The organism is Colwellia sp. E2M01 (genome assembly GCF_018860585.1).
Classification (GTDB): Bacteria; Pseudomonadota; Gammaproteobacteria; order Enterobacterales; family Alteromonadaceae; genus Colwellia.
Genome location: NZ_JAHKPR010000027.1, coordinates 1 through 7,305, shown reverse-complemented (window position 1 = coordinate 7,305; position 7,305 = coordinate 1). Strand labels below are relative to the sequence as shown.

Sequence of the window (7,305 nt, the reverse complement as noted above, 5' to 3'; positions counted from 1 at the left end):
ATTAAGCGTTTTTGCTACCTAAGTAGCTTTGTAAAACAACAGTAATGTGAGTGCTCACACAAATTGCATGATAACTAATTGTTAAAGAAAAGACTTCGATTGAAGTCTAGATGAGAGTCGCATTCGCTCTTCATCGTTGCTAGTAAACTTATCATTTAACTAGCTTGCTCGTTGCTGTTGCCCCGAAGCAGGATGCGTATCATACGCTCCCAAGTTTTAATGTCAACGTTTTATTTTAAGTTTCTTTAAAAAATATTTTAAAGCGTTTCAAAACTAAACATTAACTTAAGTTATTTAGTGCTTAAAGCGAGTAATAACTTAGTAAAACAAGCCCTTCGTGATTCATTTATTGTGAACCCCTTGGAACTGGAGCGCATTATAGAGATCATTAAATTTTGATCAAGCATTATTTTAGTTTTTATTGCTTTTATTATTTGTTTGAACAGTTATTGTACATAACGATGGGTAATTAAGCGTTATCACTCGGGATTAGAAGATCTTTTGTGATCTAGTTAAATTAAATACAGAGGATCTTTATTTTCACTATGGATAATTGGACTTATAAAGACAAGTACGGTGCTATTTAACATACTATTTTCGTTTATTAGTCTTTAGTTAATAAAAAGCCGACGAAATCGTCGGCTTTAAAGTAGTTTATTACAACAATTAAGATCTAACTATTGTGTACTATATCTAATAGGTATATTTACTCTATTTTAGTAAATACCTATTAACTTTTATTAACTTTCAGCTTGCTCACGCGCTATAGCACGGTAGGCGATATCAGTTCTAAACTCGACACCTTGCCAGCTAATTTGATGTAATAATTCATAAGCTGTTTGTTGTGCTTCGGTAACGGTATTACCTAAGGCTGTTGCACAAAGAACACGACCGCCATTGGTAACGACTTCACCTGCAGGGTTTAACTGAGTTCCTGCATGAAAGGTTTTTGCTGAGCTATTAGTGTTAGTATCTAATCCTGAGATCACATCACCTTTCGGGTAACTTGCAGGGTATCCCTGTGCAGCAAGGACTACACCAACTGCAGCACGAGAATCAAAATCAGCTGTCACTTTATCTAACTCACCACGAGTGGCAGCTAAACACAATTCAACTAAGTCTGATTGTAAACGCATCATAATTGGTTGCGTTTCTGGATCACCAAAACGGCAGTTATATTCAATTACGTTTGGTGTGCCGTCTGCTGCAATCATTAAACCTGCATAGAGGAAACCGCTATATGGTGCGCCTTCATTTGCCATGCCTTCAACCGTTGGCATGATAACCTCGCTCATAATGCGATCGTGAATTTCTTGAGTAACTACTGGAGCAGGAGAATATGCGCCCATGCCACCAGTGTTAGGACCTAAATCACCGTTAAGTGCACGTTTGTGATCTTGACTTGTTGCCATTGGTAACACATTTTTACCATCAACCATGACGATAAAGCTTGCTTCTTCACCTTCAAGAAATTCTTCGATAACAACACGGTGACCTGCATCACCAAATGCATTACCGGCAAGCATATCTTCAATTGCATCTTCTGCTTCTTTTAAAGTCAGCGCAACAATTACACCTTTGCCTGCGGCTAAACCATCTGCTTTAACAACAATTGGTGCACCTTGTTCACGAACATAAGCAAGTGCTGGCTCAACTTCGGTGAAGTTTTCATAGCTGCCTGAAGGAATTTTATTACGTGCTAAGAAGTCTTTAGTGAAAGATTTTGAGCCTTCAAGTTGCGCTGCTTTTGCACTTGGGCCAAAAATAGCTAAACCTGCTGCCTGAAATGCATCAACAACACCGTCAACAAGAGGTTGCTCTGGGCCAACGATAGTTAAGGCTATATCTTCACTTTGTGCAAAAGCAACTAATGCATCATTGTTACTGGTATCAATCGCAACGTTTTCTAGTTTTGCTTCAATTGCAGTACCAGCATTACCTGGTGCTACAAATACTTTAGTAACTTGGCTTGATTGTGCCGCTTTCCATGCTAATGCATGTTCACGACCGCCGCCGCCTATAACTAAAATTTTCATGTTTTTTCCTATAATTACTTAACGTTAACCTTTTTTGTAATGGTTATATAAATTACTTTTCAGGTTTCACAAACTTTAATGTCATGCGATCGCTTTCGCCAATCGCTAAATATTTTTCTTTATCTTCATCACCCAAACGTAAAACAGGTGGTAATGTCCAAACACCTTTAGGGTATATTGCTAAGTCTTTTGAGTTAGCATTTATTTCACTTGAGCCTGCAAACCTAAAGCCAGCAGCTTTTGCTTGTTTGATAGTTTCAGTTTCTGAGACATAACCTTTAGCTTTGTCGGCACTAACGCCAGGAGGTAGTCTATGTTCCACCACACCTAATACGCCACCAGGTTTAAGTGCGTTATAAGCATCTTTAAATACTTGTTCTACACCTCCATTTTTCCAGTTATGTAGGTTTCTGAATGTTACCACTAAATCAGCACTACCTTGTGGTGCTAATTCACTGGTTTGACGTGGGTTAAAATCAGTTAACACCACTTCACTAAAAACCACATTAGAAGCGAGTTTTTTCTCCAATTTTTTACGAGAGTTACTATAGTAATTATCTTCACCCGTATCAGGATAATGAGCACCGTATAATTTACCTGTGCCTTTTAATGCAGGAGCAAGTATTTCGGTATACCATCCACCGCCTGGGGTGATTTCTACTACTGTCATTGAAGGTGTAAAGCCGAAAAACTTTAACGTTTCAACGGGGTGACGATATTGATCACGCGCTTTATTTTTTGCTGAACGATGATCGCCAGTCACAGCTTGTTCAAGTGTATTAGACGGGACAGCACTTGCATGGCTATGACCTTCATGTGCTGTAGCTACAGTGCTTAAGACACCACAACTTAAAGTGATTGCTATGGCAATAGACTTAAGTGCGTTTGCTTTACTTGTCATAATAATTTTCCTTTTAATAGCGGGTATAAATTGAATTGAAACTCTTTTAATCGATCAATTAATTTTTTAATGCTCTTTTATAACAGTTTTTAAACAAACAAGCAGCGTTGATTTTATTTCCATACGAACTTTCATTGTAAGTAAATAAATCAACACTGCTTTAATAAGTCACTTAAGGCTATTAGTTATATAGATTCCCGACAAAGCACCTCGAGAATGACGACTGCTAGCCGTTGCACATAACTAACAAAATAAAGCGCGAATACTTTTATGAGTTAACCGTCTATAGCTTAAAAACTATGAATTCCCGACAAAACACTCGGGAATGACGACTACTAGCCCTTTCACATGATTATCATTTCAGATTAATAAAGATTCTTTAAGCTGTTAGGTTCAATTTATAGGAGATTGCACGGAGCTGACGGTAGTCAGTGAGTACATTCGACAACTAAATTGTGCCTAACAGCGACAAGAATCGAAATTAATGGCGGAAGTGACGCATTCCTGTGAACACCATTGCTATGTTGTGCTCGTCTGCTGCGGCAATAACTTCGTCATCACGCATTGAGCCACCTGGCTGAATTACCGCTGTAATTCCTGCTGCAGCTGCGGCATCTAAACCATCACGGAATGGGAAAAATGCATCTGACGCCATAACTGAACCTTTAACTTCAAGATTTTCATCAGCTGCTTTAATACCCGCAACTTTAGCAGAATAAACACGGCTCATTTGACCTGCGCCAACACCGATGGTTTCGCTGTTTTTAACGTAAACTATGGCGTTAGATTTAACAAATTTTGCAACTTTCCAACAGAATTTCAAGTCACGCATTTCGTCTTCTGTAGGTTGACGTTTAGTAACAATTTTTAAATCGCTATCAGCTACACGACCTTGATCACGGTCTTGAACTAATAAACCACCGTTAACACGTTTAAAGTCTAAACCTGTTGTTTGCGTTTCCCATGAGCCACATTCTAGTAAACGAACATTTGGCTTAGCAGCAACAATTTGTGCCGCTTCATCAGAAATAGATGGTGCGATAATTACTTCTACAAATTGACGAGAAACAATAGCTTCTGCTGTGTTTGCATCTAATTCACGGTTAAACGCGATGATGCCACCAAATGCAGAAGTAGGATCCGTTTTATAAGCGCCTTCATAAGCCGCTAAAATATCGTCACCAATAGCAACACCACATGGGTTAGCATGTTTAACAATGACACAAGCTGGTTCATCAAATTCTTTAACACACTCTAAGGCTGAATCAGTATCCGCAATGTTGTTATAAGATAAAGCTTTACCTTGAATTTGCTTAGCAGTAGACACTGACGCTTCTTCAGGGCTAGCTTCAACATAAAACGCAGCGTCTTGATGAGAGTTTTCACCGTAACGTAAATCTTGAGTCTTGATAAACTGGCTATTGAAAGTACGTGGGAACTTAACTTTATTATCTAAAGAAGCTGTCGATTCAGAATCGCCGTACGCTGGTAACATTTTACCAAAGTAGTTTGCAATCATACCGTCGTAGCTAGCTGTGTGCTCGTAAGCAGCAATCGCTAAATCAAAACGAGTGTTGTATGTTAATGAATCTTCGTTAGCATCCATTTCCGCTAAAACACGATCATAGTCACTTGCGTTAACAATAATAGTGACGTCTTTATGGTTTTTAGCTGCCGCGCGAACCATAGTTGGACCACCGATATCGATGTTTTCGATAGCATTTTCTAAGGTACAGTTTTCATCGCTCACTGCGTTAGCAAATGGGTATAAATTAACAACAACCATGTCAATTGGGCTTATGTTATTTTCAGCCATTACACCTTCATCAACACCACGACGCGCTAAAATGCCACCGTGAATTTTTGGGTGTAATGTTTTAACACGACCGTCCATGATTTCAGGGTGACCTGTGTAATCAGACGCTTCAGTAACTTTGATGCCATGTTCAGCAAGTAGCTTAGCAGTACCGCCTGTAGATAAAATATCTACACCTTTATCACTTAGACGTTGAGCAAATTCAACGATACCTGTTTTATCTGAAACACTTAAAAGCGCGCGTTTAATTGGACGTGGATCCATGAATATATACCTTAATTTGATTCTAGTTGTTTATCTTGTTGTTCATTGATTCAATTATTGCGTCAAAATTACTCACTGACATGCGTCAGCTCCGTTACTTTTCCTGATAATTGAACCATTGAACTTAAAGTTAAACAACTAGTTAAATGATTATGAAGTTAGCTCTAAAATAGATAACTAAGTTCATTATAAAAGAGATGGAGTACATCCCTTTCAAAACACAAAAAGCACCCGAGGGTGCTTTCAATAAAAATCTGGTATTAGTTCATACCGTATTTTTTTAATTTCTTACGTAACGTACCACGGTTGATACCTAGTAAGTTAGCTGCGCGAGTTTGGTTACCGCGAGTATACATCATCACTTCTTCTAACATTGGCGCTTCAATTTCGCTCAATACAAGGTCATACATATCATCAACATCGTTACCATTTAGTTGAGACAAGTAGTTGCTGATAGCAATTTTAGCTTGAGTACGTAATGGAGAAGTTTTAGTTTGTGTTTGAATATCGCCAGTGATAAATGGAGAAGAAATATTTTGTTCGAACATGTGATATAACTCTTTTTTGTTAATAAAAATAAAATAAGATAATTTAAACTAGGGTTAATAACGACCATTAGCAAAATCATCAAAAAAATTGTTTAACGTTGCCAATTGTTCATCGGGTGACGCTAAACCATTAAAAATTGCTCTAAACGCTTTACCTTGCTCAAGGTTAAACATTGCACTAAAACCATCAGAGGTTTCAGCTAGGTTTTGTACATACCAAGACACGTGTTTTCTTGCGATCATCACTCCTTTGAAATCGCCATAAAACTGATGTAGTTCCATAACATGCGCTAAAACAATAACGCGCACTTCGGCCAACGTTGGTGCTAACATTTTGTTGCCTGTGGTTAAGAAATGATTAATTTCTCTAAAAATCCACGGACGCCCCTGCGCACCACGGCCAATCATTATGGCATCTGCCCCCGTATGCTTTAAAACCTGTAGGGCTTTTTCTGGTGAAGTAATATCACCATTGGCCACTACTGGAATTGAGATAGCTGCTTTTATTGCTTTAATAGTGTCGTATTCTGCATTGCCTTTATAAAAGTCATTGCGAGTACGGCCATGCACTGCGAGTGATGCTATACCACTATGTTCAGCAATTTTTGCTATTTCAATACCATTACGAGTATCTTCACACCACCCTGTGCGAATTTTTAGCGTAACCGGGATATCTACCGCTTTGACCACTGCCTGAACAATTTGTTCAACCAATGCTGGCTCTTTTAATAACGCAGAGCCCGCTAATTTTTTATTTACCTTTTTAGCTGGGCAGCCCATATTGATATCAATAATTTGCGCGCCACTGTCTGCATTAATTTTTGCAGCAAAAGCTAACTCATCAGGACAACTTCCGGCAATTTGTACACTGCGGATACCTGCAGCAGGATCATGAATCATTCTTAATTTAGATTTTTCGGTATTCCATACTTTTGGATTCGATGAAACCATTTCGGAAACCGCCAAACCTGCACCGAGTTGACAACAAAGCTGTCTAAAAGGTTGGTCGGTTATTCCTGCCATTGGGGCAAGCATTACCTGCGAATTAAGTTGATATGTACCTATCTTCATACTGCTGTTTTTTTGAGCTACCTTTCAAAAGGGCGCTAAGTTTACGCGTTTTTTTTCAAATTGAAAAGCATATAATTTGAACAATAATTAACTTTTTTCGTCTTTTTGATATTGACTTTTATCAAACCTTTAAACTGAGTGTAAATTGCACAATTAACTAACAAATTTGTTGACAAACTATTGGAAAAAGTAATAGGAGATTTTGACTGGAAATAGCTAAAACTGAGGATAAATAGGCGCTACAGTTATACGATGCAGAATGCAACAGCTAAATTGTATTGAAATTAATAAGATTAAATAAAGGGCAATAATCTATAACTAATTAGAGTGAATTGTAACTATGGGTATTGTCATTAACTGAGGTAGAGAAAATAAGCGTGTTGAAGGGATGTAATACCAATTTGATTAAGTTCTTTCCCACTCAGCGAGAATTAAAAGGCTTAGAGGCAAGGCATTGATTGAAGAGAATGGTTGTTCAGGAGAATAAGCTCCTGCATTCTCTTAGTAAGCTACATCCATGTAGCGTCCTTGTCAAAATTAATAACACTGCATATAAGCCTTTACTTTTTATTAAAGGTACGTCGCCCTTGGGAGCTTGTTCGATGCACACTAACATCGTTAAATTTATTTGATTTAGAATGACTAGACCTAAACAAATTCGCCTTGTTA

At 38.1% G+C, this 7,305-nt stretch carries 5 protein-coding genes; all 5 read right to left on the bottom strand.

Going from position 1 to position 7,305, the window contains the following annotated elements; translation table 11 throughout:
- Nucleotides 1-740: 740 nt before the first annotated feature.
- On the bottom strand, nt 741-2,036 hold the full coding sequence (purD, locus tag KO502_RS05580) for a phosphoribosylamine--glycine ligase (protein WP_216021586.1): 1,296 nt from the start codon (nt 2,034-2,036) through the stop codon (nt 741-743).
- Nucleotides 2,037-2,088: 52 nt separating this feature from the next.
- A complete protein-coding gene (locus tag KO502_RS05575) occupies nt 2,089-2,937 on the bottom strand; it encodes a methyltransferase (protein ID WP_216021585.1) in 849 nt (282 codons plus the stop codon).
- Nucleotides 2,938-3,418: 481 nt separating this feature from the next.
- Entirely contained in the window at nt 3,419-5,017 is a 1,599-nt protein-coding gene (gene purH, locus KO502_RS05570) for a bifunctional phosphoribosylaminoimidazolecarboxamide formyltransferase/IMP cyclohydrolase (RefSeq protein WP_216021584.1), read from the bottom strand.
- Nucleotides 5,018-5,277: 260 nt separating this feature from the next.
- Nucleotides 5,278-5,565: a DNA-binding transcriptional regulator Fis gene (gene fis, locus KO502_RS05565; RefSeq protein WP_216021583.1), complete on the bottom strand. Its 288-nt coding sequence runs from the start codon at nt 5,563-5,565 to the stop codon at nt 5,278-5,280.
- 54 nt (nt 5,566-5,619) lie between these two features.
- On the bottom strand, nt 5,620-6,636 hold the full coding sequence (dusB, locus tag KO502_RS05560) for a tRNA dihydrouridine synthase DusB (RefSeq protein ID WP_216021582.1): 1,017 nt from the start codon (nt 6,634-6,636) through the stop codon (nt 5,620-5,622).
- Between the last annotated feature and the right edge of the window lie 669 nt (nt 6,637-7,305).

Excerpts from the sequence above, each read along its gene's own strand:
- purD (WP_216021586.1), bottom strand. The coding sequence starts at position 2,036 with ATGAAAATTTTAGTTATAGGCGGCGGCGGTCGTGAACATGCATTAGCA.
- KO502_RS05575 (WP_216021585.1), bottom strand. The coding sequence starts at position 2,937 with ATGACAAGTAAAGCAAACGCACTTAAGTCTATTGCCATAGCAATCACT.
- purH (WP_216021584.1), bottom strand. The coding sequence starts at position 5,017 with ATGGATCCACGTCCAATTAAACGCGCGCTTTTAAGTGTTTCAGATAAA.
- fis (WP_216021583.1), bottom strand. The coding sequence starts at position 5,565 with ATGTTCGAACAAAATATTTCTTCTCCATTTATCACTGGCGATATTCAA.
- dusB (WP_216021582.1), bottom strand. The coding sequence starts at position 6,636 with ATGAAGATAGGTACATATCAACTTAATTCGCAGGTAATGCTTGCCCCA.